This is a genomic window from Bacillus methanolicus PB1, assembly GCF_000262755.1.
Lineage (GTDB): Bacteria > Bacillota > Bacilli > Bacillales > Cytobacillaceae > Bacillus_Z > Bacillus_Z methanolicus.
In genome coordinates, this window is the sequence record NZ_AFEU01000003.1 from 1,287,813 (window position 1) to 1,311,984 (window position 24,172).

The window sequence follows — 24,172 nt, forward strand, 5'->3', positions numbered from 1 at the left end:
CATGTTAAAATTCTTTTTATGTCAACTAAAGAAAGCGAGAGGTGTCTGATTTGAGTCAGAATAGCCCTTTTCCATATGCAAATAACGATAAACGTTACCATACATGGAATTACCATTTGCGCCAAGTCTTTGGCCATAAAGTTTTTAAAGTGGCGTTAGATGGAGGATTTGATTGCCCTAATCGCGACGGGACTGTAGCTCATGGCGGATGCACATTCTGCAGTGCTGCCGGATCCGGTGATTTTGCGGGTAACCGTGCAGAAGACTTGGAAACCCAGTTCTTAAAAATTAAGGAAAAAATGCATCGAAAATGGAAGGACGGCAAATATATCGCTTATTTCCAATCATTTACAAATACACATGCACCTGTGGAAGTATTAAAAGAAAAATATGAAACAGTATTAAAGCAAGAAGGAGTTGTCGGACTTTCGATTGCAACAAGACCTGACTGCTTGCCGGATGATGTCGTCGAATACTTGGCTGAGCTTAACAAACGGACTTATTTATGGGTGGAACTCGGTCTGCAAACGGTCCATGAACGCACTGCTCTTTTAATTAACCGGGCCCATGACTATCAATGTTATGTGGATGGAGTCAATAAACTTCGAAAGCATGGAATCCGTGTTTGTTCCCATATCATTAACGGGCTTCCGCTTGAAACTCCTGAAATGATGATGAAAACAGCGCGCGAGGTAGCCAAGCTGGATGTTCAAGGAATCAAAATTCATTTGCTTCATCTGCTTAAAGGGACTCCGATGGTAAAACAATACGAAAAAGGAATGCTTGAATTTCTCTCTTTTGACGACTATGTAAACTTAGTATGTGACCAGTTGGAGATTTTACCGCAGGAAATGATTATCCATCGAATTACGGGGGACGGACCGATTGATTTAATGATTGGACCGATGTGGAGCGTTAACAAATGGGAAGTTTTAAATGCGATTGATAATGAGCTGAAACGCCGGAACAGCTGGCAGGGCAAATATTACAAAAAGAGTTTAGCGGGGCTTAAAGCATGAAACTTGAAAGAATTTTGCCCTTCGCAAGAACTTTGCTGCAAAAAGCAGTGAGCCCCGGAGATATTGCGGTGGATGCCACATTAGGAAACGGGCACGATACATTATTTTTGGCAAACCTTGTCGGTCAGAACGGAAGGGTTTACGGTTTTGATATACAAGAGGAAGCATTGGCTGCCAGTAAACAGCGACTAGCAGAGCACAATCTTATTGACCGGGTCACTTTTTTTCATAAAGGTCATGAGCACATCCTGGAATCCATTCCTCCGGTTCACTACGGAAACATAACAGGTGCGATCTTTAACCTTGGCTACCTGCCGGGCGGAGATAAATCGATTATAACAAGACCGAAGACTACAATCACTGCAATTGAACAATTGCTGGAAATAATGGCTCCGGAGGGGATCATTGTGCTGGTGATTTACCATGGACACCCGGAAGGAGCAGTCGAACGGGATTATCTGCTTCGCTATGTTGAAAAGCTTGATCAAAACGCAGTGCATGTGCTGCAATACAGGTTTATTAATCAAAAAAACAATCCGCCATTTATTATCGCTATTGAAAAAAGATAGAAAACAGGCACTTTCATAAATGAAGGTGCCTGTTTTTATGCTTTTTGCCTTCTAATGCTGACAAATATTTCGTAATAAAGCATGATTTTGTAAATAAGGCTGTTAATTTTGGAAAAAGGGCCGATATTTTTGTAAATTTAACTGTTAATTTTGGAAAAAAGATCGATATTCTTGCAAAAAAAGTAGGTAATTTTGCAAATCACTGATTCATAAATAAAAACAGCCGGAAACACCGGCTGCCAAATTATTTCATAAGACTAAGAGGGATCCACTTTTGCATTGCACGGTATACCCTCCCATTTAAGTAAAAGAACAAGCTTATTGTTCCTCCTTTTTTGATAAGCTCTCTTGCAAGCCTCCTGATACATTTTTGTTTTCGAACTTTTTCATCGGATAAGTATACACCAAGGAGGCCGCGGTTTATTAACTGATGGAAACGTTTATTAGGGAGTTTTTCCGTATGCCTGTCAGCTTCTTCGATAAAATGCTTCAGTCTGTTGAACATTTTTTCCTGGTTTTCGTAATAAAAACAGAAGTTAAGATCTCCTCCTGCACGGTCTTCTTCTTGGTCAATCAAATAATCCAAAAGAATATGCAAGCCTTGTATGTATGGAAAATATCCATTTTTAATATTTTCAGCATCCTCAAACTGAAAGTCGTCTCTCATTGCATAGGAAACTAAACAAAATATTCCTAAAGTAGAGCCGGAGCATGCTGAAAATTCGTACCACTCCATATGCGGAATCTTTTCTTTATTGTTATTAAACCAGCTTCTGAGCCTTGGGATACGTTCCTCCGCATTCACATGCTTATGAATTTGGAGTTCACAATAATACCTACATAATTCAAGTAAATGCTGGCTGATTACATGATAGTTAGTTACTTCAATTAAAACCGATCGGCATGTTTCTGCCAGGTCGGCCAAATAATTTCCGTCATCTTGCTCTTCCCGAAAACGATAATAGTTTTTTTGGACTGCATTTAAGCTTAAAGCATCTGCCATTGACTCGTGCAGCGCAGCAAAATCATATGGATCAAGAGATGTGCTTCGATCGCACAAATTATCCAAATAATCACTGATTGTTTGATAAGCAACAATAAACCGGATTGCTTCTTTATACCGTTCATTAGCTGCGAGGGCAAGAATAGCACCTCCCTCACAGTGGAATGTTTTATGTTCTAAACTCGAGAGAGCTTGTTTTCTTAATTCAGGATCCGGGATTTCTTTCGCCCGTTTTTTCCAATAGTCCAATTCACGGTGAACTTCCGGAAGAATTTTTCTGTACACTTTTGCCATTAAACTGATCGGTTCGCTTGGGATGAACACATTCACACCACCCTTAGACCAGATAACCAAGAGATTTTAACTGTCTGTTCACAAAATCCTTTGCATATTCAAAAACATCATCACGTTCAGGTTCATTAAAAATTTCATGGTAGCAATTTGGCCATTCCTTGAAATGCTTTTCAGAAAGCGGCACTTGATTAAACCAGTCTCTTACATTCACCTTGTTGACAATTTTATCTTCTCCGCCTTGCATGACAAGCATAGGCAAATCTTGTGTTTCCTCCATTTTTTCAAAAGCAATCTTAATGGCTTTTACTAGTTCACTATACCATCTTACAGAAACCTTTGTAACGTATAATGAATCATTAAGATCCGCCTCGCGGACATCCGGGTTCCGTGTCGCAATATCAACGGTAATTCCCGATTCAATTCGAAATGACGGAATCACAAGGTTCAATCCATGCGAAATAATATTTAGAAGCTTTGACGGGTATTTCACAAGTCCTAGGCACGGAGAAGATAATATCACACCGGCAAGGTTCAACCTTTCTTCTTGCAGCAACCTGATTGAAATTAACCCTCCCATGCTGTGCCCGAGCAAAAATACAGGCAAGTCATAACGATATGCAGCCTGCACCCAATCTTTTACTTCAAAAATATATTCATCAAAGGATTCAATATGTCCCCTTCTTGATCTTGATGTCATTCCCTGGCCGGGTAAATCCCCCATAATTACATGCAATCCGGATGAACGCCACATTTCAATGAGCCAGCCGTATCGGCGATGGTGTTCCATTGCTCCATGGACCATAACAATAACCGCTTTTGCATCCCCATCAGCTTCCCATTTCCACATAATTGTTCCTCCTGCGACAATCTAATGAATGAAATATAAAAGAACTATACCACAATTATATTTAACTATAAGCAAAAAAGCTTTGACAATCATATACACTCATTCAGTACAATCAAGATAAAAAAATGTTTTAAAGGAGTTGCTGCATATGATCTACCCTTATAATTATAAGTATCCTAAAATTGCAGATTCAGCCTATATCGCCGATTATGTAACCATAACAGGCGATGTTGAAATCGGTGAGGAATCAAGCGTATGGTTTAATACAGTTATAAGAGGCGATGTTGCCCCTACTATTATCGGAAACAGAGTAAACATACAAGACAATTCCGTACTCCATCAAAGCCCGAACAATCCGCTTATCATCGAGGATGAAGTAACTGTAGGCCACCAGGTTGTTCTGCACAGCTGCATCATCCGAAAAAAAGCGCTGATCGGCATGGGTTCCATAATATTAGATCAAGCTGAAATTGGAGAAGGGGCATTTATTGGCGCCGGGAGCCTTGTTCCCCAAGGAAAAAAAATCCCTCCAAATACACTTGCATTCGGAAGACCTGCTAAAGTCATCCGGGAATTAACTGACGAAGACATTGAAGATATGAAAAGAATCTCCAGAGAATACGCAGAGAAAGCCCAATATTATAAATCTTTACAAAAAGATTAAAATCCGAACTAAAAACATCAATATTTTTATAGCTTGCCTATATTTCAACAAACTTATTCCAGCTGTATCTTTTTACTTACTTAACGTATCCTAAAATGGGGCCGATATAGAGAGTAGATAGTGTTAATTAGGGTGATATTTCATGAATGGCTTATATATTGTAATCGTGCTCCTTTTGATAGTTTTTCTCCCATTTGTTATCACGTTTTTAAAAGGGACAAGCATGGTAAAATCTTCAGTTATGTTTTTATTTGTGTTGGCCGTTATTGCCGGAGCTTTTGTTCTTGAAAATACAAATTCCGGACATGCCGCCAAAGCAATTGAGTCCATAAAGAGCTGGATTCAAGCACCGGTTCCGAAAACAAACACTTACCTCGACAAAAACTTCGATGTTTCGATTATTAAAATCAAAGATAAGGTTCTTCTCGATGCACCGGTTATATCCCAAATGCCCGAACTGCCGAGGGGATGTGAAGTTACAAGCTTGGCAATGCTTTTGCAAGATGCCGGAATCGATATAGACAAAGTAACCCTTGCAAAAAAAATTAAGAAGGACACGACCCCATTCAGCACATCGAACGGGAAAATAATTTTCGGCAATCCGAATGACGGTTTTGTCGGAAGCATCGACAATTACAAAGAACCCGGGCTTGGCGTCTATCATAAGCCAATTAAAGAACTAGCTGATCACTACCTGCCCGGCCGAATCACCGATCTTACCGGATCTGACTTCCAGGAGCTGAAAATTCACCTTTCTGATGGCAGGCCCGTATGGGTCATCATAAACAGCCAATATAAAAAGCTTCCCGACAGCCAGTTCCAAACATGGCATACCCCGACAGGAAAAGTGAAAGTAACTTTTAAAGAGCATTCAGTGCTTATCACAGGGTACGACCGTCATTTTATTTACTTTAACGACCCTCTTACAGGCGAGAAAAATAAAAAAGCACCCATAAAGGAATTTAAAGATTCCTGGGTGCAAATGGGAAGGCAGGCGATCACCTATCTTCCCAATTAATTTTCAGCCGTTTGCAAATGCTTTTTCATTTCGTACTCTTTCTGGAAAGGGTACTTTTTTTCAACATAAACAGCATGCCAAATCATAAACATGAGAACCGTCCAAATTTTCCGGCTGTGATCGGCTTTATCTTGGCAATGGTCGTCAAAAAGCTTTAATAAATAGTTTTTGTTGATTAAATGATCGGTGTGGCTTTCTCGGATCATCTTTTTCGCCCAATCGTTCATTTCGTTCTTCAGCCAGTAACGGATCGGCACCGGAAACCCGAGTTTTTTGCGGTTCAGTACATGGTCAGGCACGATTCCTTCGGCAGCTTTGCGCAAAATATATTTCGTTGTTCCATTTGCCGTTTTCAAGCTGGTTGGAATTTTTGAAGCAATTTCGAACACAGCCTTATCCAAAAACGGAACACGAAGTTCTAATGAGTGGGCCATTGTCATTTTATCAGCTTTTAACAAAATATCGCCGCGCAGCCATGTATGGATGTCGATGTATTGCATACGGTCAACAGGATCGTAGCCGGCACTTTCTTCATACAACAGCTTTGTTACATCTGTATAGTTTAGACCTTCTTTATAAACGTTGAGAAGATCACGTTTTTCCTCTTCTGTAAACATTTTGGCGTTGCCTATATAACGCTCTTCCATCGGAGTGAGGCCGCGTTCAATGAAGCTCTTTCCTTTCATACCCTCCGGCATCATTTTGGCAATGACTTTTAAGACCGATTTTCCGGTTTTAGGGATTTTATCAAACATTTCAAGTGATTGCGGTTCACGGTAAATGTTATAGCCGCCGAATAATTCATCTGCTCCTTCACCGGATAAAACAACCGTAACATGCTTTCTTGCTTCACGAGCAACAAAGTATAAAGGTACGCACGCAGGGTCTGCAAGCGGATCATCCATATGCCACATAATTTTCGGAAGTTCGTTCATATATTCTTCAGGCGAAATAACATAGCTGATGTTTTCAACGCCAAGCTTTTCAGCCGTCTCTTTCGCTACATCAATTTCACTGAAGCCGTTGCGTTCAAACCCTACTGAGAAGGTCTTTATTGCAGGATGAAACTCTTTTGCAATTGAAGCAATAAGAGAAGAATCGATTCCTCCTGAAAGGAATGAACCGACAGGCACATCGCTTCGCATGTGAATTTTTACTGAATCAAATAAGACATCTTTAATTTCTTTAATAAATTCATCTTCTGATTTATGAACAGGATTGAAAGAAGCCTTCCAATAGCGCTTAATTTCCATTGGCGAGCCTACTTTTTTGATAAAATAATGGCCAGGCTCAAGTTTTTTTATTCCTTCAGACAACGTATTAGGTTCCGGCACAAATTGATACGTTAAATAATGCTGCAATGACTCGTAGTTTAGGACATCGTTCTCAATTGCTAATAGAATACTTTTCTTTTCAGATGCAAAGAACGTTTTGTCACCATCTTCAAAATAGAAGAAAGGCTTAATTCCAAAAGGATCTCGTGCACCGTACAGGGTTTTCTCCTGTTTATCCCAGATCACAAACGCGAACATGCCGCGAAGCTTTTCAACCGCCTTTTCTTTCAAATGGCTGTAAAGGGCAATAATTACCTCTGTATCAGATTCCGTAGCAAAGGCAAGCCCTTCTTTAACCAGCTCCTCGCGAAGTTCAACATAGTTATAAACTTCTCCGTTAAAAATGATCCAATAGCGTTCATTTTCATAACTTAAAGGCTGGTGGCCGGATTCCAGATCAATAATGCTCAACCGACGAAAACCAAATTGAATATGGTCATCAAAGAAATAGCCGTCATCATCCGGGCCGCGATGGGTAATAATGTTATTCATATTCTTAAACAATAGTTTTTGTTCGTTGCGATATTCTTGTGCTTTCTCATGTACACAACCAATAAAACCACACATTATGTACGTCACCTTCTCCGTTTTTTTGAAAAAAATATTAAAAACTATTACCTATAATCATTCGTCATTCAACGAAAAACATACTCTCTAATACTACCACTATTCACACCAAAAATGCACTTAGAACACAAAAAAATCGCCGGGAAAAATCAGGGATTAATTGAAGTTTACACGTATTTACATCGAAGTAAACGCCGTAGACAGCTCTCTCAAAAATTAGACGGAGAAATAAAACGAGGCTGTCTCATAAGGGTCTGACCCCATGCGCATTTATCAATATATAGCACATTTATCCATTATTATGTCCTATATATTGTGTTATGGGGTCTGACCCTTGGGCTTTTGAGACAGCCTCGTCGAATGTTAAATTTGTGCCTGTCGCTTTAAAGCTTCTGCTTTATCAGTACGCTCCCAAGGAAGATCAAGATCATTGCGTCCAAAATGGCCGTATGCTGCAGTCTGTTTGTAAATCGGACGGCGAAGGTCAAGCATCTTAATAATCCCTGCAGGACGCAGGTCAAAGTTTTTGTTGACAAGGTCAACAAGAACATCTTCACTGACTTTTCCTGTACCAAATGTATCAATTGAAATTGATACTGGCTTGGCAACTCCGATCGCATATGCAAGCTGAACCTCAACTTTTTCTGCAAGTCCTGCAGCTACGATATTTTTCGCAACATAGCGTGCTGCATAAGCAGCTGAACGGTCAACTTTTGTAGGGTCCTTGCCAGAGAAAGCACCGCCGCCGTGGCGCGCATAACCGCCATAAGTATCAACGATAATTTTGCGTCCTGTTAGGCCGGCATCCCCTTGAGGACCGCCGATAACGAATCGGCCTGTCGGGTTGATGAAGTATTTTGTATTTTCATCAATTAATTCTTTTGGAACAACCGGGTCAATGACATATTCTTTAATATTACGCTGAATTTGCTCAAGTGTAACTTCAGGATGGTGCTGAGTTGAAATAACGATTGTATCGATGCGTACAGGCTTATCGTTTTCATCATACTCAACAGTTACCTGTGTTTTACCATCCGGACGAAGGTAAGGAAGAATCTCTTCTTTCCGCACTTCTGTTAAACGGCGGGCAAGCTTATGGGCAAGAGAAATCGGCAAAGGCATAAGCTCTTTTGTTTCGTTGCAGGCAAAGCCGAACATTAATCCCTGGTCTCCTGCTCCGATCGCTTCGATTTCTTCATCTGTCATTTGGCCTTCACGAGCTTCCAGAGCCTTGTCAACACCCATAGCAATATCAGGGGACTGCTCATCAATAGAAGTTAATACCGCACATGTTTCAGCATCAAAACCGTATTTCGCACGGGTGTAGCCGATATTTGCAACTGTTTCACGAACAATTTTGGGGATGTCTACATACGTAGAAGTTGTGATTTCTCCGGTAACCAACACCAAACCAGTAGTGACAGATGTTTCAGCGGCAACACGAGCATTCGGATCCTTTGCTAGAATAGCATCTAAAATAGCATCCGAAATTTGGTCGCAAATTTTATCGGGATGTCCTTCAGTTACTGATTCAGAAGTAAACAAACGACGTTTTTTTGACAATTGACTTCCTCCTTATTTCATAATATAGAGCGAGGTTGCAAAAGAAACGGAGTTCTCCTCTCAAGCCGGACAGGCATAAGACGGCCTTCAAAGAGGCAGCTTTTCAGCCCTAGCAGCAGGGCGGCTTATGATCCGATGGCCTGGACGCTCGAGCTGGACAACTCACAAATCACACTTCCTAACCTCAATTGATACGGTACTCATTCCCATTAGTATGAAATAAATATGGCAGATTTATAATGCCGGACTGAATTTTTTCGGCATTCATAGCCATCGATTGTTTTTGTCAAAACGAAAGACTGCATGCCCTTGATATAAACAAAATAAAAAACCTTCCCGCACATGAGGAAAGGTTGAAAACGTCAGGTTCGCGCCTTTCACTCTTATCGTTCAAGGACTTTATCCTTGCCTCAGGTTAGCACCTTTGCTCTCGACGTTTGTAAATTCATCTTGGAGCAGGTTGCTGGGTTTCATCGGGCCTGTCCCTCCACCATCTCGGGATAAGAGAGTATCCGTTCAAGGTTAAATCATATCGTATTGTGTTAAACGATGTCAATTGTTTTTTTGCCCAAATTATGCGCTGGACCTATGTTTTTCTATATGGAGCAACTTCCTCTGTCACAATTTTTCCGCAGAAATTTATGCCTGTTTTTTGCCAACCATTTGTAAATAGGATTCCCGATCCTGTCTGCGAAGGGAACATGGATCAAAATCCCAAAGAGAAATGTTGCAGGAAAATTAACAAGCAAGCGCCTTACTGCATAAAATCCTTTATAGATTTTATTGGACGGAGTAATAATATGAATTTCTTTCCTTAAATCTTCTTTTCGAAACGCAAAGCGGCTTTGTTTTTTCTCATACTCTTGAAGGGGAATCCATTCAACTTTGCCAAGCCAATCGAGTTTATTGAATAATCTTTTCGTTTCTTGGCATAACAAGCATGTTTTATCGTATAACGCAATGGTTTTCAAAATGATCATTCCCATTTTTTTGCTGAATATAAGACTTGAGCAGATAAATCATAATTTATGTCTATTTTAACATACTATTTTAAAAACGGTTCAAAAGTACATTTTGTAAAATATTATTGAAACTTTTATATATAGTATAGACTAATTATTCAAAAGTGTTATACTAATTGATATGTAACCACTTACAAAAATACAATTGAAAAAGGAAGGTAATCATCAGATGAATTCTGTTACGATTCCGAACGAGTTGACTGACTTGTTAAAAGGAAATAATGTTCAAATTCAATTGTCCGTCCCTCAATTAGTGGAAAAAGTGTTATACCGTAAAGAAGGGGCTTTGACATCAACCGGAGCAGTTCGTGCAACAACAGGGAAATACACCGGGCGTTCGCCTAAGGATAAATATATCGTGGAAGAAGCTTCTGCGAAAGATAAAATCGATTGGGGCTCCGTAAACCAGCCAATATCCGAAGAAGCATTTAATAAACTATATAATAAAGTAATAAACTACTTAAAGGAAAAAGAAGAAATATTTGTATTCAAAGGATTTGCGGGAGCTGACAAAAAGTACCGCATGCCGATTCAAGTAATAAATGAATATGCATGGCACAACCTGTTTGCCCATCAATTATTTATCCGCCCTACAGAAGAAGAATTGTTGGAGCATCAAGCGGAATTCACCGTGATCTCCGCGCCAAACTTCAAAGCAGATCCTGCGGTTGATGGTACTAGATCTGAAACCTTTATTATTATTTCTTTTGAGCGCCGTACCGTATTAATTGGCGGAACAGAATATGCGGGAGAAATGAAAAAATCAATTTTTTCTGTAATGAACTATATGCTGCCTGAAAACGGGATTCTATCCATGCATTGTTCTGCAAATGTCGGCAGTGAAGGAGATGTTGCTTTATTCTTTGGCCTTTCAGGCACTGGAAAAACAACATTGTCAGCTGATCCAAACCGCCGGCTTATCGGTGATGATGAGCATGGCTGGTCACCAAATGGCGTATTTAATATTGAGGGTGGATGCTATGCGAAATGCATCAATCTTTCCCGGGAAAAAGAACCGCAAATTTTTGATGCCATCCGTTTCGGTTCAGTTTTAGAAAATGTTGTGATTAATTTAGAAACAAGGGTTCCCGACTATGATGACAGCACGTTAACAGAAAATACACGTGCAGCATATCCGATTCAAGCGATTGACAATATCGTTGATCCAAGCATTGCCGGCCATCCGAACACAATTATTTTCTTAACAGCTGATGCTTTCGGAGTACTCCCGCCGATAGCAAAACTAACAAAGGAACAGGCAATGTACCACTTCTTAAGCGGCTATACATCCAAGCTTGCCGGAACGGAGAGAGGAATTACTTCTCCGCAAGCAACGTTCTCAACTTGCTTTGGATCTCCGTTCCTCCCTCTTCCGGCAACTCGCTATGCAGAAATGCTTGGAGAAAAAATCGATGAGCATAATGCAAACGTATTTTTAGTCAATACAGGCTGGACCGGAGGCGAATACGGCACTGGCGCGCGTATGAAGCTCGCTTATACGCGCGCGATGGTTCAAGCTGCCCTGGAAGGAGAACTGGACAACGCGGAAACCGTTAAAGATAAATTCTTTGGACTGGAAATTCCTTTACATGTTCCAGGCGTTCCTGATGAAGTCCTTCAGCCAAACAAAACATGGAAAAGCCCGGAAGCGTATGATGCAAAAGCAAAAGAACTTGTTGAAAAATTCCGCGAGAACTTCAAAAAGTTTAAAAATGTACCTGCTGAAATTGAAGAAAAAGGCGGTCCTATCGCGTAAATTGAAAGAGGCTGTCTCGAAAGCCTAAGGGTCAGGCCCCATAACACAATATATAGGACAAAATGTTGGATAAATGTGCTATATATTGATAAATGCACATGAGGTCAGACCCTTATGAGTCAGCCTCTTTTTTGCGTAGGTGCATTAGTTAGGTGCTTTGCTCAATTTATAGTATTTAACGAAATTAACTGGTAAGTCAGAACCGTCCTGTTTTCATGCCATTCTACTTTTTTAATGACTGCAATACCGCTTGAACCACTATCAACTGTTTTTCTTACATCAACTGGAATATCCATAGGATAAAGCCGGTATCCTTCTTTCTCCAGTGTAAAATAATTATCTTTTATCCGGATTTCTTTTCCCTTTGTAACAATGACCGTATTGAGTTCCAACGGCATTCCCATCAATCTCTCTCCTTTGTATTATCCTTATCGTTATCTTATCATTTTTCAGATTTAATTTTCATCCTTGCATTAATTTCACTTTCTCCGCGATTAAAAAACAGTAAACCCCAACGAATGGAAGTTTCATTTTATAGGCTATAGGCATTCACACATTTTTCGCTGCTTCATACGATATGTTAGATCAAAAAAAGCTAAAATTTATCCGTCAAAGGGAGGTTGCATGAATGAAAAATTGGATTAAAATTTGTTTTTCCTTCTTGCTGATTGCCATCTTCATTATACCTTTAGCAGCATGTAATAAGGAAGAAGTTCTCAATGTGAAAGTAGCGGAAGTTACTCATTCTATCTTTTATGCTCCGCAATATGTTGCTCTTGAAAAAGGCTTTTTTGAAGACGAAGGTCTTAAGGTCGATCTGACAACAACGGCAGGCGGAGATAAAACGATGACTGCGTTATTATCCGGCGGAGCTGACATCGCCCTTGTCGGCTCAGAAACTTCGATTTATGTTTACGCTCAAGGCTCTAACGATCCGGTTATCAATTTTGCCCAGCTTACACAAACTGACGGAACATTTCTCGTTTCCCGCAATAAAATCGAAAATTTCTCATGGGAACAATTGAAAGGAAGTACCTTTTTAGGCCAGCGCAAAGGCGGAATGCCGCAAATGGTCGGTGAATTTGTGTTAAAGAAGCACGGTATTGACCCGAAAACAGATTTGAACTTAATTCAAAATGTTGACTTTGCAAACATCGCTCCGGCATTTGCATCAGGAACAGGAGATTTTGTCCAACTTTTCGAACCAACTGCAAGCGTTTTTGAAAAAGAAGGAAAAGGTTACATCGTTGCCTCATTTGGAACGGAATCCGGCCATGTTCCATATACCACTTTCATGGCAAAACAAAGCTATATGAAAAAAAATAAAGAGGTAATCGAAAAATTCACACGCGCAATCTACAAAGCTCAAGTTTGGGTGGAATCTCACAGTGCGAAAGAAATTGCGGAAGTGATCAAGCCACATTTCGAAGATACAGACCTTTCAATTATTGAGACAGTTGTTGACCGATATAAAAGCCAAGGTTCTTATGCAACTGATCCTATTTTGGATGAAGAAGAATGGAATAATCTCCAGAACATTATGGAGGAAGCAGGCGAGCTTCCAAAACGGATTGAACACAAAATCCTAGTAAATACAGAAGTAGCCAACAAAGTTAAGTAAAAAGAGATTAACGATAATGAGGAGGCCGGCAAATGGATTTTTTAACAATAAAAAAAATTCATCACACATATTTCACAAAAACATCGGCTGCTACGGCCCTCTCCGATGTTTCGCTCGAAGTAAAGGAAGGAGAATTTGTATCCTTCCTCGGTCCGAGCGGCTGCGGCAAAACGACATTGCTATCAATTATCGCCGGTTTAATAAATCCTACTGAAGGATCAGTGACAATAAAAGGAAAGCCTGTAAAAAAAGCTGACCGTTCAATTGGATACATGCTTCAGCAAGACTACTTATTCCCCTGGAAAACAATTGAAGAAAATATTTTAATTGGCTTAAAGCTTTCAAAAAACTTAAATGAATCTGCGAAAAACTACGCATTCACATTACTTGAGCAAATGGGATTAAAAGGTGTGGAAAAACAATATCCAAAACAGCTGTCAGGAGGCATGAGGCAAAGGGTCGCCCTTGTCCGCACATTGGCAACCGAACCGATGCTCTTGATGCTTGACGAACCATTTTCAGCTCTCGATTATCAAACAAAACTAAGACTGGAAAATTTAGTGTCCAATACATTAAAAACGTTTGGCAAAACAGCGATCCTTGTTACGCACGATATAGGTGAAGCGATTGCTATGAGTGATCGGGTATTTCTTTTTACAGCACGACCTGGGAGTCTCCATAAAACCTTTATCATTCCAGATGAACTCAAGAAACTATCACCGTTTGCCGCCCGTAATCACGAAGTTTTTTTACAGATATTTCAAGAAATTTGGGAGGAGTTGGAATCAATTGGACCGGCAGAAAAATATTAAACTCCTTCACGAAATGTATATTCAATCTTTAAGAAAGGAAAAACGCTGGGTTTTATTTTATCAAGCGGCTATTTTTATTTTGTTCTTCACAGCGTGGGAAGTTTCCAGCCGTCAGCAATGGATCGATCCGCTCATTTTTAGCTCTCCATCAAAGGTTTGGGGACTGTTTATCAAAAAAGTAAATGATGGTTCTCTTTTTGCCCATATAGGGTTTACACTTTCAGAAACTGTCTTTGGTTTCATTTTAGGAACACTGCTTGGAACAATGCTTGCGGCATTTTTATGGTGGTCTCCGATAGTTTCAAAAGTATTGGATCCTTATTTAGTTGTGTTAAACGCAATGCCGAAGGTTGCTTTAGGACCAATACTAATTGTTGCACTTGGTCCCGGATTAACTTCCATCATCGCAATGGGAGCTATTATTTCCGTCATCATCACGACAATTGTTGTCTACACATCCTTTAAAGAAGTAGACCCTAACTATTTAAAAGTGCTGCAAACCTTTGGGGCATCCCGTTTCCAAATTTTCAAAGAAGCGATTTTGCCTGCTTCCTTTCCTGTCATTATTTCAACGTTAAAAGTAAATGTCGGATTGTCCTGGGTAGGTGTGATCGTCGGTGAGTTTCTTGTTTCGAAACAAGGCCTCGGCTATTTGATTATTTATGGATTCCAAGTTTTTAATTTTACGCTTGTACTACTTTCCCTGCTTGTGATTGCGGTGTTTGCAACCATTATGTATCAGCTGGTTGAACTATTGGAAAAGAAATTGATCAAAAATAGTTCATAAAGAAGGATAACGGCAGGCATTCATGTGCATGTCGTTTTTATTTTTTGCCAAACAGTTTCTTATTTCGCTGATTTTATCTAAACTTTTTTTTACAACATCATCTTTCATTATAAAGCTGAATTTCTTTTCAAACCGGCTTTCTAAAAGATTTCCATCAAATAGGACTGGGCCGTTTGTTTCGAGGTAGTCATCCTTTTCTGCAAGCTTTTCCACCTCGCCATAAAATACCGTTTTTACAAATGGCTGACCGGGATCTAACACATAATATTCTCCGACAAATTGAAGTCTTTTTAATACTCCGCCCGTCTCCTCATAAACTTCTCTCCATGCAGCCTGTTCGAGAGTTTCGCCTTGTTCAGCCTTTCCGCCGGGAAACTCAAAACCACGTACCTTATGATTCGTTAAAAGCCATTTATTTTTATATTCGCATATGACAAAGACATGTTTACTTGTTAATGTAAAATAATTGGGCTCATAGCTAAATTGGATAACATGCCCTTTAAAGTCACGAAACTCTTCCATAATCTACCTCATTCGTTAACATCGTTTCTTAATATTATATAAGAAAAATCAATTGCTCACTATTAGAGCGTCTTTCTTCATCAGAAAATTAGTAGCAGAACGAAGGTCGTGGCAATCAAAGGGGCTGATTCAATAGTAAAGGGTCAGACCCCTCCAATTCAAATTGTGACGCACACTATTAAAACCATTCAATAAATAGTCCTTGCCGGAGGAATCCACACTCTTATAAGTCAGCCCCTACAATTTATTCCTGCAAAATTCCCATATTTTCAATATGCTGTTTTGCCTCATCGTCCCCAAGCTTATAGATCAAGGCATATATTTTTTTTATAGTTTCATCATACGCATCATTTTCCCTATCATAATGGTATTGAACATAAGGAACATGAGCCCGAAAAAAGTTTTGCCATTCAGTTGAATAATTTTGATCAAAATATTCCCTTAATAAGGTAATTTCCTCATCATTCGCCTGAATTTTATAACTCCAAGTAGATGCTGTAGAACTTTGTGAAATTTCACCGCTTCCGAGATCTATATAGTACGTTTTTTTCTTTTGTTCCATTTTCACAGCCCCTTTTCCCTCTTTCCTATTCGTTTCCCACATTTAAGTCTTAATTATTCATCCTTCCTAATTTTCAAATCATCGATTTGAACAAGGAATATATTTTTCATAAAAGGGTATTGAATAAGTATAGTGATGGATTGTTTACGTATTAATAATGCGAGGTGGGAAATTGAAACTTGTAGACGAGCTTTATGAGCTGTATCGCAATAAATTGACCGGAGATGAAGAAGATATTGATATGCTGGCATTTGCCTTTCTCGAGGAGACAAGCTACGAAGATTTGCTAAACATCATTCATGAAATGGATAAACAAGAACTGTATGATATAATGGGTCTTTACTTAATCGAGAGTTTAAAGGGAAAGTTTGCACAAGAAGATTTCGGGCAGAACCGCACAAATTCTTATTATCCGCGTAATATACATTAATTTGATTACATATCGAAAGAGACGTCATTTCTGAACACCCCTCTCATAAAACCTTTCGTAGGGATCTTCGAATACGCGTCTCATCTATTAGAAAAAAACCTAACGGTGAAAACGGGGGCTGTATCAAAGGCCTAAGGGTCAGACCCTCATGAGACAGCCCCATGATAATTACCAGCTTTAACGCTTTAAAGCACAGCGGGCCAGTCCCTCAATGCATTAACGGATTAACACTTTAACGTTATGCAGGACTGACATTATTGACTCATGTTAATTGACTTTCTTGCAGGAGCATAAATCGCTTCCCCTGTAGCTAATATAAATGTGCTTACATAAATAATCCAAATGGCAGACACGTTATTTACAAATACAAAAGAGATAGCAAAAACAATTCTTGATAAGTCAGTAATCACCATGATAATCGGTCAGCCAAAAATCCTCCAAAGGGGCCGAATATTAAAAAAGGAACAACTCGAATGGCTAATGCAATTCCAACAGCAAACCCCGAATCTGTTAATTCTAGCAGCAAGGCCAAAAGAGCAACTTGACTAAAACGGTCTCCAATACCATTTACGATTCCCGCTAAAAATAACCTTACATACTTTTTTTCTTTATGAAGTATTTTTATTGCATTAATCACAATGCAATATATACCCTCCTGATTAAGCCTATATCTAATTTGATAGTAATCTAATTACATTTTTAAATCAACCAACTCTTGAACAAAATTTTAGATTTATCAATAATTGGGTGAAAATTCCTTGATCGTTTTGATTCATCAGTATTGTTTGTCCACAATTAGTTTGGCATCGCTTCTTTTTCGTTGTCATTAGGACAAACAAACGATGAATAAAATTGTAATAAATCTTTTTAAAAGAAGGGGTGTGTCGATTGGCTGATCAAAGGAATAAAACATTTACACGTTTAAAGGCATACCGTCCCTATCATAGCCCATATGATCCGTGCAGACCAATTGGAGTAAAATATTATTCCACTCCTCCAAACCTCTATTTGGGATTCCAGCCTCCGAATTTGCAACAATTCTCACCGCATGAGGCATTAAAAAAGGGAACATTATGGCCTGTATTTTGGGATTATTATGAAAACCCGTATGAAGCAAAAGGGAGGGACACAGATTGAATCAGCTGCCTCAGGAATACTATCAACGTTTAGAAGAAATACAGGCGATTGATTTTGTTCTTGTCGAATTAACTCTTTATTTAGATACACATCCGGATGATTATCAAGCGATCCAGCAGTTTAATCAGTATGCGCAATACAGCCAACAACTTAAGCAAGCTTTTGAAACGAAGTTTGGTCCTCTTCAACAATACGGAAACAGTTTTTCGGATGCAAAATGGAGTTGGGGAACGACCCCTTGGCCATGGCAAATATAGATAAGGAGGAGAGAAACCATGTGGATTTATGAAAAAAAGCTTCAATACCCGGTTAAAGTCAGTACTTGCAATCCAACGCTCGCCAAATATTTGATCGAGCAATATGGAGGAGCGGACGGAGAATTAGCTGCGGCACTCCGTTATTTAAACCAGCGCTACACGATCCCGGATAAAGTAATAGGATTGCTGACGGATATCGGGACGGAAGAATTTGCACATCTTGAAATGATTGCGACGATGGTTTATAAACTAACAAAAGACGCAACACCGGAACAATTAAGAGATGCGGGGTTAGGCGAGCATTATGCCAACAATGATTCAGCATTATTTTATCATAACGCGGCAGGTGTCCCTTTTACGGCTACATATTTACAAGCGAAAGGAGACCCGATCGCTGATCTCTACGAAGATATTGCAGCCGAAGAAAAAGCAAGAGCAACTTATCAGTGGCTTATCGATATGTCTGATGATCCCGATTTAAATGACAGTTTGCGATTTTTAAGAGAACGGGAAATCGTCCATTCACAGCGTTTCCGTGAAGCGGTGGAAATATTAAAAGAAGAAAGGGACCGGAAAAAGGTTTTTTAATATAAAATATGTAGTTTATACAAAAAACTTACTCAAGCTTTTTTGTTTAACAATGAAAAAAGGGTCTGACTCCCTCCGGCAAAGACAATATATATTGGAGGGGGCTGACCCTTTGCTTATGGGCCAGCCTCTTTTAAATAAGATTATTTTTTTTGAGTAATTTGTTTCCATAACAAACATAAATGATTATTATTTAAAAAAGGTCATTTCTTAATACTTAAGCAAATACTTGCTTTAAGTCTTCTTTGCTTTGTTCGAGCCAGAAGCGCATTAATCGTTTTGCTCCTTCAAGATCATGCAGTTTGGCCTGACCGCATTGTCTTTCATTTGCAGCAGGCACTTCTGTTACTTCAACTGCTTCCTTCATTGTATCTTTGAGAAGATCAATGATTTCGTCTACAGTCGGTTCCCCGCTCACAACGAGATAATATCCAGTTTGGCAGCCCATAGGAGAAATATCGATAATATCAAAATGATCATATTTCTCCGCGTGTTTGCGGATCGTAAATGCAAGCAAATGCTCCAGCGTATGGATTGCATCAGGCTTCATTGCCTGTTTATTTGGCTGGCAAAAACGAATATCAAATTTATTGACAACACCGTCACTTCCCACTTTATGAACACCGCAATGTCTTACATAAGGGGCTTTTACTGCATTATGATCTAATTCAAAGCTTTCTACAGAAGGCATTTGATATCACTCCTTTTTTTCATCTAATACTATCATAACGTAAATTCCGACTTTTTTCATCTACTTACAATGAAATTCACAAATTTAGACGAAAAGGACAAATTATGATATTTTACTTTTAGCAAAAGGAGGCTGTAACAATGATCAGCAAACTGATGATTGGAATCATCCGCTTTTATCAAATTGTGATTTCACCTTTAAAACCGCCGACCTGCCGTTTTTATCCTACATGCTCCCATTATGGGCTCGAAGCAATCAGGCGTTTTGGGCCTTTAAAAGGAGTTTGGCTTACCATCAGACGTATTCTCAAATGCCATCCGTTCCATCCCGGAGGATTCGATCCTGTTCCGGATAAAAAGCCGAAGCATTAATCTGCATAGCCATTTACAATCAAGTCGAGCTTCCCGGTTTTCGGGTCAATAACCAATCCATGAACGGGAAGATCTTTTGGCAAAAGCGGGTGGTTTTTTATCACATTTACGCTGTGTAATACACTTTCATGAACATTTTCAAAACCCTGCAGCCATTCATTTACTTTTATTCCAGAATAGTTTAATGTATCAATTGTTTCTTTTTTAATGCCTCTTTCATACATATTTTTTATCACATCATCCGCTCTCATTCCGCTCATTCCGCAATCATAATGGCCGATTACAAGCACTTCCTCTGCCTTCAATTGATAGACTGCAACAAGCAAGCTCCTCATAATGCTCCCAAACGGATGCGTAACCAATGCACCTGCATTTTTAACTATCTTCACATCACCATTTCCTACATTAAGTGCTTTCGGAAGCAGCTCAATTAATCTTGTATCCATACATGTTAAGATTACCAATTTTTTATTCGGAAATTTCGTTGTTTCAAATTCTTTATATTTTTCCTCAGCTACAAATTGTTCATTGTATTGTAAAATTTCATCGAGCAGTTTCAAGTGATTCTTCCTTTCCCCGAAAATAATATGTTTACATCTTATAAGAATACAAAAAACAAATGAAGTAGACAATTTTTTTCCCTTGCAATTTCATTATTTCTTTTGTATGATTCTTTTTGTACTAAACCGTAACAATTACGGATTATCTATAAAAGTACAAATATATTTTTTCTTAGTCAAATCGTAATAAATACGGTTTATGCCAAGAAAGGAGCAGCATCATGAAAAAGCTTATTTTACTTATTTCTTTATTATTACCAATCAGTTTATTTTTATCTGCATGCGGAAATGAAGCTGATTCAGCAAAAAAAAATGATAGCAAATTAATGATTTATACGACTATTTATCCGCTTGCTTATTTTACAGAAAGAATCGGCGGAGATTTCGTATCCGCAGATTCGATTTATCCTGCAGGAGCCGATGAACATACATTCGAGCCTTCTCAAAAAGATATGATGAAATTAGCAGATGCCGATCTGTTTATTTATATTGGCTTAGGTCTTGAAGGTTTTGTTAATAAAGCGAAAGATATTTTAAAGAATGAAGATGTTTCGTTAGTTGCGGCTGGTGAGCACATTACTTTTGATGAGCCCAAAGCAGCTGAAGGAGAAGAAGATACTCATGCCGGTGAAGAGCGTGCCACGGAGGAAGAGCATTCCCATGAAGACGAACATTCGCATGAGGAAGGGCATTCACATGAGGGAGGACACGATGATGGCCATCACCATGGCGATATCGACCCTCATGTCTGGCTTGATCCGTTGTATGCTAAGCAATTAGCTGAAGAAATCAAAAATGCTCTGTCTGAAAAACTTCCTGAACAAAAAAGTACATTTGAAGAAAATTATCAAGAACTTGCAAAGGAATTGGATGATCTTCATCATCAATTCGAAAAAACGATTCACTCAGCGAAACGCCATGAAATAATCGTCTCCCATGCAGCCTATGGTTATTGGGAAAAACGATATGGTCTCGAACAAATTAGCATCTCTGGTTTATCGACTACAAATGAGCCGTCACAAAAAGAATTGGAAAAGATTATAGCTGTTGCCAAAGAACATAATCTTAAATATGTGTTGGTTGAGCAAAACTTTAGTTCAAAGCTAAGTGGAATCGTTCAGAGAGAAATCGGCGGGGATGCGCTGACACTTCACAATTTAGCGACATTGACTGATGAAGATATTAAAAATAACGAAACATATTTTACATTAATGAAAAAAAATATTGAAACATTAAAAAAAGCTTTAAATGAAAAATTTTTTTAAAGCCTCCGTTAATAGAAAAAGGGAGCTTAAATATTTAACTTTAACATTCAAGGTTCCTTTTTCTGTCATGTATTAACTTTCTGATTAAGTAAAAGCCTAATCTTGTATCAACATTAAAGAGGTGATACAAGATGGCAAAAGATGTACTTTGCGAAGTGAACAACTGCACATACTGGGCCCAAGGTAACCGATGCAATGCAGATCAAATTTACGTTGTCAGCCATAAAGGAAAAACGGCAGATGACAGTAAAGAGACAGATTGCAAAACATTTGAACCTGCACATCACTAATATTGAATAATGAACAGGTCTGACTCATGAGCAAATAGTCAGACCCTTTTTCTCGTATTTTTTTGCCTGAATCCAGACGTATTTTGTTAATTTTTTGATTTATCAGCCCTTAATCCGGTTTATAAGCCTACAAGACCTTTTTAGGTTAGGCCATTAATCTGATACATCTCGACACCCTCTTGCTCCAAATTAAAACAGGTTAGGCAATTTTCTTCTTAAGAGCTTTTTAGCCGCATTTCGCGGAAGTTCTGAAACAAATATGATTTTCTTCGGAACCTTGTATTTCGCTAGCTTTTCTGTACAGAAACTAATGACCTCTTCTTCTGAAAGCTTCGATCTTCTGCTCCTTACAATCACGGCAGCTGGAATTTGTCCCCATTTTTCATCAGGAAGTCCGGTTACTCCTGCATCGATGATATCAGGATGAGACAACAGCACTCCTTCAATTTCTGCAGGATAAATGTTTTCCCCCCCAGAAATAATCAAGTCTTGGCGGCGGTCAAGGACGTATAGGAACCCTTCTTCATCCATATAGCCAATATCTCCTGTTGCAAGCCATCCATTTTGCATCGAATCCTTTGTTCCCTGATCCTGATTTAAATACCCGATTGTTACATTAGGGCCTTTAACATAGATTTCTCCTTCTTCAAAAGGTGCTGCTTTTTCCCCTGTTGAATTCACAATTTTCACCTCGGACGGGAATAATGCTTTTCCGGCGGAACCAAGTTTCGACAAGGCGTATTCAGGAGCGAGGGTCACTATTTGTGACGCTGTTTCCGTCATACCGTATGTTTGAAAAACTGGAATTCCTTTTTCAATACATTTTTCAAGAAGCGAAAGCGGAGCAGGACCTCCTCCTAATAACATGCAGCGAAAGGTTTCCGGAAATGTTTTATCCCTGAGCGAATTGATCATCCGCTTTAGCATAACGCTAACGACAGACATTATCGTAACATTATACTTTTGAATGTCTTTTATTGTTTCGTGCTCATCAAATGATTCATGAAGGACGATTGTCATTCCGTAAATCATGCTTCGGACAAGGATTGAATAGCCGCTGATGTGAAACAAAGGCACTGCACACAGCCACGTATCTGTCTCAAATAATCCTAAATTCAGGGCAGAACCTATTGCACTCCACCAATGGTTGCCGTATGTTTGCAATACTCCTTTCGGATGGCCGGTTGTACCAGAAGTATACATGACCGTGCAAACATCATTCATATGATATTCATCAAGAATCTCAGGGGATGAACCTTTTTTTTGAAAAAGATTTTGCTTAGTTATAATTGGAAGATCATTTATTTTTCCAGTAATTTCATTTATATGTCCGTCAAAAGCCTCTTCTGTTATTAAAAAGGATGAATGTGAATCATTAAGCTGCCATATAATTTCCTCAGGCGTTAATCGGTTATTAAGGATTACCGCTTTGATTCCAAGCATCTGCAGCGCAAGCAAAATAAAAACGGTATCCTGATGGTTTCTAAGCAGCACACCGGCAAACTGTCCTTTTTTCAAACCAACTTCTGAAAGCTGGCCGGCTGTTTTAACAGCAAGATAAAACAATTCCCGAAACGTGATGGAAGAATCGCGGAAGTGAATGGCGATTCGATCGGGGGTAAGGTCCGTGCGTTTTTTCAGCCAATTTGGTATTGTTTGTTCCACCATACTGATACTCACCTCATTCGAAAATAAAACAGCCTGATGGAAGGCCATCAAGCTGTGATGAAAAAAACTATATCAAACTCACTTCGTTTTATGACATCAAGGAAAGCGAGGGAACTTGCCGAAGTCGGGTTTGCGTTTTTCCTTAAATGCATCTCTTCCTTCTTTCGCTTCATCTGTTGTATAGTATAAAAGCGTTGCATCCCCTGCAAATTGCTGAAGGCCCGCAAGACCATCTGTGTCTGCATTAAATGCTGCTTTCAAGAAGCGAATCGCAGTCGGGCTTTTTTCAAGAATTTCTTCGCACCATTTAATGGTTTCCTCTTCAACTTTTTCAAGTGGAACGACAGCATTGACAAGCCCCATTTCGAGTGCTTCCTGTGCATTGTATTGACGGCATAAATACCAAATTTCACGAGCTTTTTTGTGTCCGACAATTCTTGCAAGGTATCCAGAGCCATAACCTGCATCAAAGCTCCCGACTTTCGGTCCTGTTTGTCCAAAAATAGCATTATCCGCTGCAATCGTTAAATCACATACAACATGCAGCACATGGCCGCCGCCGATTGCATACCCTTTAACCATTGCAATGACAGGCTTTGGAATAACACGGATTAAGCGCTGCAGATCAAGAACATTTAAGCGCGGAATTTCGTCTTCTCCTACATAGCCGCCATGTCCGCGAACCTTTTGGTCCCCTCCGGAACAAAACGCCTTATCCCCAGCACCGGTTAAGATAATCACTCCAATGTTTTGATCATCGCGAGCATAAGCAAACGCATCGATTAATTCCACAACTGTTTTAGGACGGAAAGCATTATGTACTTCAGGACGGTTAATTGTAATCTTCGCTATGCCGTTATATGTTTCGTAAATAATATCTTCATACTGACGGCCAGGGATCCATTCAACTGCCATTTTAAAACCTCCTCATTTTTTAGTATTAGATAAGCCGACT

Annotated in this window: 28 protein-coding genes and 1 riboswitch; of the genes, 15 read left to right on the top strand and 13 right to left on the bottom strand. The window is 39.3% G+C overall.

The features are described from left to right. The first annotated feature begins 50 nt into the window (after positions 1 to 50). Entirely contained in the window at positions 51 to 1,019 is a 969-nt protein-coding gene (gene mnmL / locus PB1_RS16115) for a tRNA modification radical SAM protein MnmL/YtqA (RefSeq protein WP_004439065.1), read from the top strand. Then, positions 1,016 to 1,588, top strand: a complete 573-nt coding sequence (gene mnmM / locus PB1_RS16120) for a tRNA 5-(aminomethyl)-2-thiouridylate-methyltransferase MnmM (RefSeq protein ID WP_004439067.1) — start codon at positions 1,016 to 1,018, stop codon at positions 1,586 to 1,588. Before mnmL ends, mnmM begins: the two co-directional genes overlap by 4 nt. Positions 1,589 to 1,832: 244 nt before the next feature. Here the strand turns inward: mnmM and PB1_RS16125 are convergent, their stop codons facing one another. Next, positions 1,833 to 2,915 (bottom strand): tetraprenyl-beta-curcumene synthase family protein, encoded by a 1,083-nt coding sequence (locus PB1_RS16125; RefSeq protein ID WP_004439072.1) that lies wholly within the window; start codon positions 2,913 to 2,915, stop codon positions 1,833 to 1,835. 13 nt (positions 2,916 to 2,928) lie between these two features. Then, positions 2,929 to 3,732, bottom strand: a complete 804-nt coding sequence (locus PB1_RS16130; RefSeq protein ID WP_004439075.1) for an alpha/beta hydrolase — start codon at positions 3,730 to 3,732, stop codon at positions 2,929 to 2,931. Between the two features lie 148 nt (positions 3,733 to 3,880). Between PB1_RS16130 and PB1_RS16135 the strand changes: the two genes are divergently transcribed. Together PB1_RS16135 and PB1_RS16140 are read left to right on the top strand one after the other, a co-directional pair. After that, the gene (locus PB1_RS16135) at positions 3,881 to 4,396 is read left to right on the top strand and encodes a gamma carbonic anhydrase (protein ID WP_004439078.1); all 516 of its coding nucleotides are present in this window, start codon (positions 3,881 to 3,883) and stop codon (positions 4,394 to 4,396) included. Positions 4,397 to 4,538: 142 nt separating this feature from the next. Further along, positions 4,539 to 5,414 carry a C39 family peptidase gene (locus tag PB1_RS16140; protein ID WP_004439080.1) on the top strand — a complete coding sequence of 292 codons (876 nt, stop codon included), beginning with the start codon at positions 4,539 to 4,541 and terminating at the stop codon, positions 5,412 to 5,414. On the opposite strand, the gene asnB is transcribed toward PB1_RS16140, so the two are convergent. From asnB to PB1_RS16155, 3 genes are all read right to left on the bottom strand, one after another. Next, positions 5,411 to 7,315, bottom strand: coding sequence for an asparagine synthase (glutamine-hydrolyzing) (gene asnB, locus PB1_RS16145; protein WP_004439082.1), 1,905 nt, complete (start codon positions 7,313 to 7,315; stop codon positions 5,411 to 5,413). The two genes, PB1_RS16140 and asnB, sit on opposite strands and share 4 nt — an antisense overlap. Positions 7,316 to 7,678: 363 nt before the next feature. Continuing rightward, entirely contained in the window at positions 7,679 to 8,878 is a 1,200-nt protein-coding gene (gene metK / locus PB1_RS16150) for a methionine adenosyltransferase (RefSeq protein WP_004439085.1), read from the bottom strand. A 380-nt stretch (positions 8,879 to 9,258) separates the two neighbouring features. Continuing rightward, positions 9,259 to 9,385: riboswitch (SAM riboswitch) on the bottom strand. Positions 9,386 to 9,474: 89 nt separating this feature from the next. Beyond that, a complete protein-coding gene (locus PB1_RS16155) occupies positions 9,475 to 9,858 on the bottom strand; it encodes a thiol-disulfide oxidoreductase DCC family protein (RefSeq protein ID WP_004439087.1) in 384 nt (127 codons plus the stop codon). 211 nt (positions 9,859 to 10,069) lie between these two features. Between PB1_RS16155 and pckA the strand changes: the two genes are divergently transcribed. Next, positions 10,070 to 11,656: a phosphoenolpyruvate carboxykinase (ATP) gene (pckA, locus tag PB1_RS16160; protein ID WP_004439089.1), complete on the top strand. Its 1,587-nt coding sequence runs from the start codon at positions 10,070 to 10,072 to the stop codon at positions 11,654 to 11,656. Positions 11,657 to 11,817: 161 nt separating this feature from the next. Here pckA and PB1_RS16165 read toward each other — a convergent pair whose 3' ends face one another. Beyond that, entirely contained in the window at positions 11,818 to 12,060 is a 243-nt protein-coding gene (locus tag PB1_RS16165; protein WP_004439091.1) for a DUF2584 domain-containing protein, read from the bottom strand. A gap of 224 nt (positions 12,061 to 12,284) precedes the next feature. Here PB1_RS16165 and PB1_RS16170 point away from each other — a divergent pair, with 224 nt between their 5' ends. The 3 genes from PB1_RS16170 to PB1_RS16180 are packed head-to-tail and all read left to right on the top strand — an operon-like array spanning position 12,285 to position 14,876. Next, positions 12,285 to 13,277 carry an ABC transporter substrate-binding protein gene (locus PB1_RS16170; RefSeq protein WP_004439094.1) on the top strand — a complete coding sequence of 331 codons (993 nt, stop codon included), beginning with the start codon at positions 12,285 to 12,287 and terminating at the stop codon, positions 13,275 to 13,277. Positions 13,278 to 13,309: 32 nt separating this feature from the next. Continuing rightward, positions 13,310 to 14,089, top strand: coding sequence for an ABC transporter ATP-binding protein (locus PB1_RS16175; protein WP_004439099.1), 780 nt, complete (start codon positions 13,310 to 13,312; stop codon positions 14,087 to 14,089). Positions 14,090 to 14,102: 13 nt separating this feature from the next. Next, positions 14,103 to 14,876, top strand: a complete 774-nt coding sequence (locus PB1_RS16180; RefSeq protein ID WP_050979114.1) for an ABC transporter permease — start codon at positions 14,103 to 14,105, stop codon at positions 14,874 to 14,876. Here the strand turns inward: PB1_RS16180 and ytkD are convergent. Then, entirely contained in the window at positions 14,871 to 15,398 is a 528-nt protein-coding gene (ytkD, locus tag PB1_RS16185; protein ID WP_004439105.1) for an RNA deprotection pyrophosphohydrolase, read from the bottom strand. The genes PB1_RS16180 and ytkD overlap by 6 nt on opposite strands. Positions 15,399 to 15,642: 244 nt before the next feature. Further along, positions 15,643 to 15,960: a hypothetical protein gene (locus PB1_RS16190; RefSeq protein ID WP_004439107.1), complete on the bottom strand. Its 318-nt coding sequence runs from the start codon at positions 15,958 to 15,960 to the stop codon at positions 15,643 to 15,645. A 172-nt stretch (positions 15,961 to 16,132) separates the two neighbouring features. Here PB1_RS16190 and PB1_RS16195 point away from each other — a divergent pair, with 172 nt between their 5' ends. After that, the gene (locus tag PB1_RS16195) at positions 16,133 to 16,390 is read left to right on the top strand and encodes a DUF6154 family protein (RefSeq protein WP_004439109.1); all 258 of its coding nucleotides are present in this window, start codon (positions 16,133 to 16,135) and stop codon (positions 16,388 to 16,390) included. Positions 16,391 to 16,796: 406 nt separating this feature from the next. Here PB1_RS16195 and PB1_RS18240 read toward each other — a convergent pair whose 3' ends face one another. After that, positions 16,797 to 17,027: a hypothetical protein gene (locus tag PB1_RS18240; protein ID WP_004439112.1), complete on the bottom strand. Its 231-nt coding sequence runs from the start codon at positions 17,025 to 17,027 to the stop codon at positions 16,797 to 16,799. A gap of 251 nt (positions 17,028 to 17,278) precedes the next feature. Between PB1_RS18240 and PB1_RS16205 the strand changes: the two genes are divergently transcribed. Genes PB1_RS16205 through cotJC form a run of 3 tightly spaced genes read left to right on the top strand, consistent with a single transcriptional unit; the run spans position 17,279 to position 18,372 of the window. Then, positions 17,279 to 17,527 carry a spore coat associated protein CotJA gene (locus PB1_RS16205; protein WP_004439114.1) on the top strand — a complete coding sequence of 83 codons (249 nt, stop codon included), beginning with the start codon at positions 17,279 to 17,281 and terminating at the stop codon, positions 17,525 to 17,527. Continuing rightward, positions 17,524 to 17,784 (top strand): spore coat protein CotJB, encoded by a 261-nt coding sequence (locus tag PB1_RS16210; RefSeq protein ID WP_004439115.1) that lies wholly within the window; start codon positions 17,524 to 17,526, stop codon positions 17,782 to 17,784. Before PB1_RS16205 ends, PB1_RS16210 begins: the two co-directional genes overlap by 4 nt. A gap of 18 nt (positions 17,785 to 17,802) precedes the next feature. Next, a complete protein-coding gene (gene cotJC / locus PB1_RS16215) occupies positions 17,803 to 18,372 on the top strand; it encodes a spore coat protein CotJC (RefSeq protein ID WP_004439117.1) in 570 nt (189 codons plus the stop codon). Between the two features lie 217 nt (positions 18,373 to 18,589). Here cotJC and PB1_RS16220 read toward each other — a convergent pair whose 3' ends face one another. Continuing rightward, the gene (locus PB1_RS16220) at positions 18,590 to 19,063 is read right to left on the bottom strand and encodes an S-ribosylhomocysteine lyase (protein WP_004439119.1); all 474 of its coding nucleotides are present in this window, start codon (positions 19,061 to 19,063) and stop codon (positions 18,590 to 18,592) included. A gap of 140 nt (positions 19,064 to 19,203) precedes the next feature. Between PB1_RS16220 and yidD the strand changes: the two genes are divergently transcribed. Further along, on the top strand, positions 19,204 to 19,434 hold the full coding sequence (gene yidD, locus PB1_RS16225) for a membrane protein insertion efficiency factor YidD (protein ID WP_004439122.1): 231 nt from the start codon (positions 19,204 to 19,206) through the stop codon (positions 19,432 to 19,434). On the opposite strand, the gene PB1_RS16230 is transcribed toward yidD, so the two are convergent. Then, positions 19,431 to 19,994: a beta-class carbonic anhydrase gene (locus tag PB1_RS16230; protein WP_004439125.1), complete on the bottom strand. Its 564-nt coding sequence runs from the start codon at positions 19,992 to 19,994 to the stop codon at positions 19,431 to 19,433. The genes yidD and PB1_RS16230 overlap by 4 nt on opposite strands. A 221-nt stretch (positions 19,995 to 20,215) precedes the next feature. Between PB1_RS16230 and PB1_RS16235 the strand changes: the two genes are divergently transcribed. Further along, complete coding sequence (locus PB1_RS16235) at positions 20,216 to 21,259, top strand: metal ABC transporter solute-binding protein, Zn/Mn family (RefSeq protein WP_004439128.1); 1,044 nt, start codon at positions 20,216 to 20,218, stop codon at positions 21,257 to 21,259. A 131-nt stretch (positions 21,260 to 21,390) separates the two neighbouring features. Then, a complete protein-coding gene (locus PB1_RS17235; RefSeq protein ID WP_004439131.1) occupies positions 21,391 to 21,549 on the top strand; it encodes a DUF1540 domain-containing protein in 159 nt (52 codons plus the stop codon). A 189-nt stretch (positions 21,550 to 21,738) separates the two neighbouring features. On the opposite strand, the gene PB1_RS16240 is transcribed toward PB1_RS17235, so the two are convergent. After that, positions 21,739 to 23,217 carry an o-succinylbenzoate--CoA ligase gene (locus PB1_RS16240; protein WP_004439133.1) on the bottom strand — a complete coding sequence of 493 codons (1,479 nt, stop codon included), beginning with the start codon at positions 23,215 to 23,217 and terminating at the stop codon, positions 21,739 to 21,741. Between the two features lie 96 nt (positions 23,218 to 23,313). Further along, positions 23,314 to 24,132 carry a 1,4-dihydroxy-2-naphthoyl-CoA synthase gene (gene menB / locus PB1_RS16245; protein WP_004439135.1) on the bottom strand — a complete coding sequence of 273 codons (819 nt, stop codon included), beginning with the start codon at positions 24,130 to 24,132 and terminating at the stop codon, positions 23,314 to 23,316. Positions 24,133 to 24,172 lie beyond the last annotated feature (40 nt).

Coding starts and splice junctions, on each gene's coding strand:
- mnmM (WP_004439067.1), top strand. CDS start 1,016: ATGAAACTTGAAAGAATTTTGCCCTTCGCAAGAACTTTGCTGCAAAAA.
- PB1_RS16130 (WP_004439075.1), bottom strand. CDS start 3,732: ATGTGGAAATGGGAAGCTGATGGGGATGCAAAAGCGGTTATTGTTATG.
- PB1_RS16135 (WP_004439078.1), top strand. CDS start 3,881: ATGATCTACCCTTATAATTATAAGTATCCTAAAATTGCAGATTCAGCC.
- PB1_RS16140 (WP_004439080.1), top strand. CDS start 4,539: ATGAATGGCTTATATATTGTAATCGTGCTCCTTTTGATAGTTTTTCTC.
- asnB (WP_004439082.1), bottom strand. CDS start 7,315: ATGTGTGGTTTTATTGGTTGTGTACATGAGAAAGCACAAGAATATCGC.
- PB1_RS16155 (WP_004439087.1), bottom strand. CDS start 9,858: ATGATCATTTTGAAAACCATTGCGTTATACGATAAAACATGCTTGTTA.
- pckA (WP_004439089.1), top strand. CDS start 10,070: ATGAATTCTGTTACGATTCCGAACGAGTTGACTGACTTGTTAAAAGGA.
- PB1_RS16165 (WP_004439091.1), bottom strand. CDS start 12,060: ATGGGAATGCCGTTGGAACTCAATACGGTCATTGTTACAAAGGGAAAA.
- PB1_RS16170 (WP_004439094.1), top strand. CDS start 12,285: ATGAAAAATTGGATTAAAATTTGTTTTTCCTTCTTGCTGATTGCCATC.
- PB1_RS16175 (WP_004439099.1), top strand. CDS start 13,310: ATGGATTTTTTAACAATAAAAAAAATTCATCACACATATTTCACAAAA.
- PB1_RS16180 (WP_050979114.1), top strand. CDS start 14,103: ATGTATATTCAATCTTTAAGAAAGGAAAAACGCTGGGTTTTATTTTAT.
- ytkD (WP_004439105.1), bottom strand. CDS start 15,398: ATGGAAGAGTTTCGTGACTTTAAAGGGCATGTTATCCAATTTAGCTAT.
- PB1_RS16190 (WP_004439107.1), bottom strand. CDS start 15,960: ATGGAACAAAAGAAAAAAACGTACTATATAGATCTCGGAAGCGGTGAA.
- cotJC (WP_004439117.1), top strand. CDS start 17,803: ATGTGGATTTATGAAAAAAAGCTTCAATACCCGGTTAAAGTCAGTACT.
- PB1_RS16220 (WP_004439119.1), bottom strand. CDS start 19,063: ATGCCTTCTGTAGAAAGCTTTGAATTAGATCATAATGCAGTAAAAGCC.
- yidD (WP_004439122.1), top strand. CDS start 19,204: ATGATCAGCAAACTGATGATTGGAATCATCCGCTTTTATCAAATTGTG.
- PB1_RS16235 (WP_004439128.1), top strand. CDS start 20,216: ATGAAAAAGCTTATTTTACTTATTTCTTTATTATTACCAATCAGTTTA.
- PB1_RS17235 (WP_004439131.1), top strand. CDS start 21,391: ATGGCAAAAGATGTACTTTGCGAAGTGAACAACTGCACATACTGGGCC.
- PB1_RS16240 (WP_004439133.1), bottom strand. CDS start 23,217: ATGGTGGAACAAACAATACCAAATTGGCTGAAAAAACGCACGGACCTT.
- menB (WP_004439135.1), bottom strand. CDS start 24,132: ATGGCAGTTGAATGGATCCCTGGCCGTCAGTATGAAGATATTATTTAC.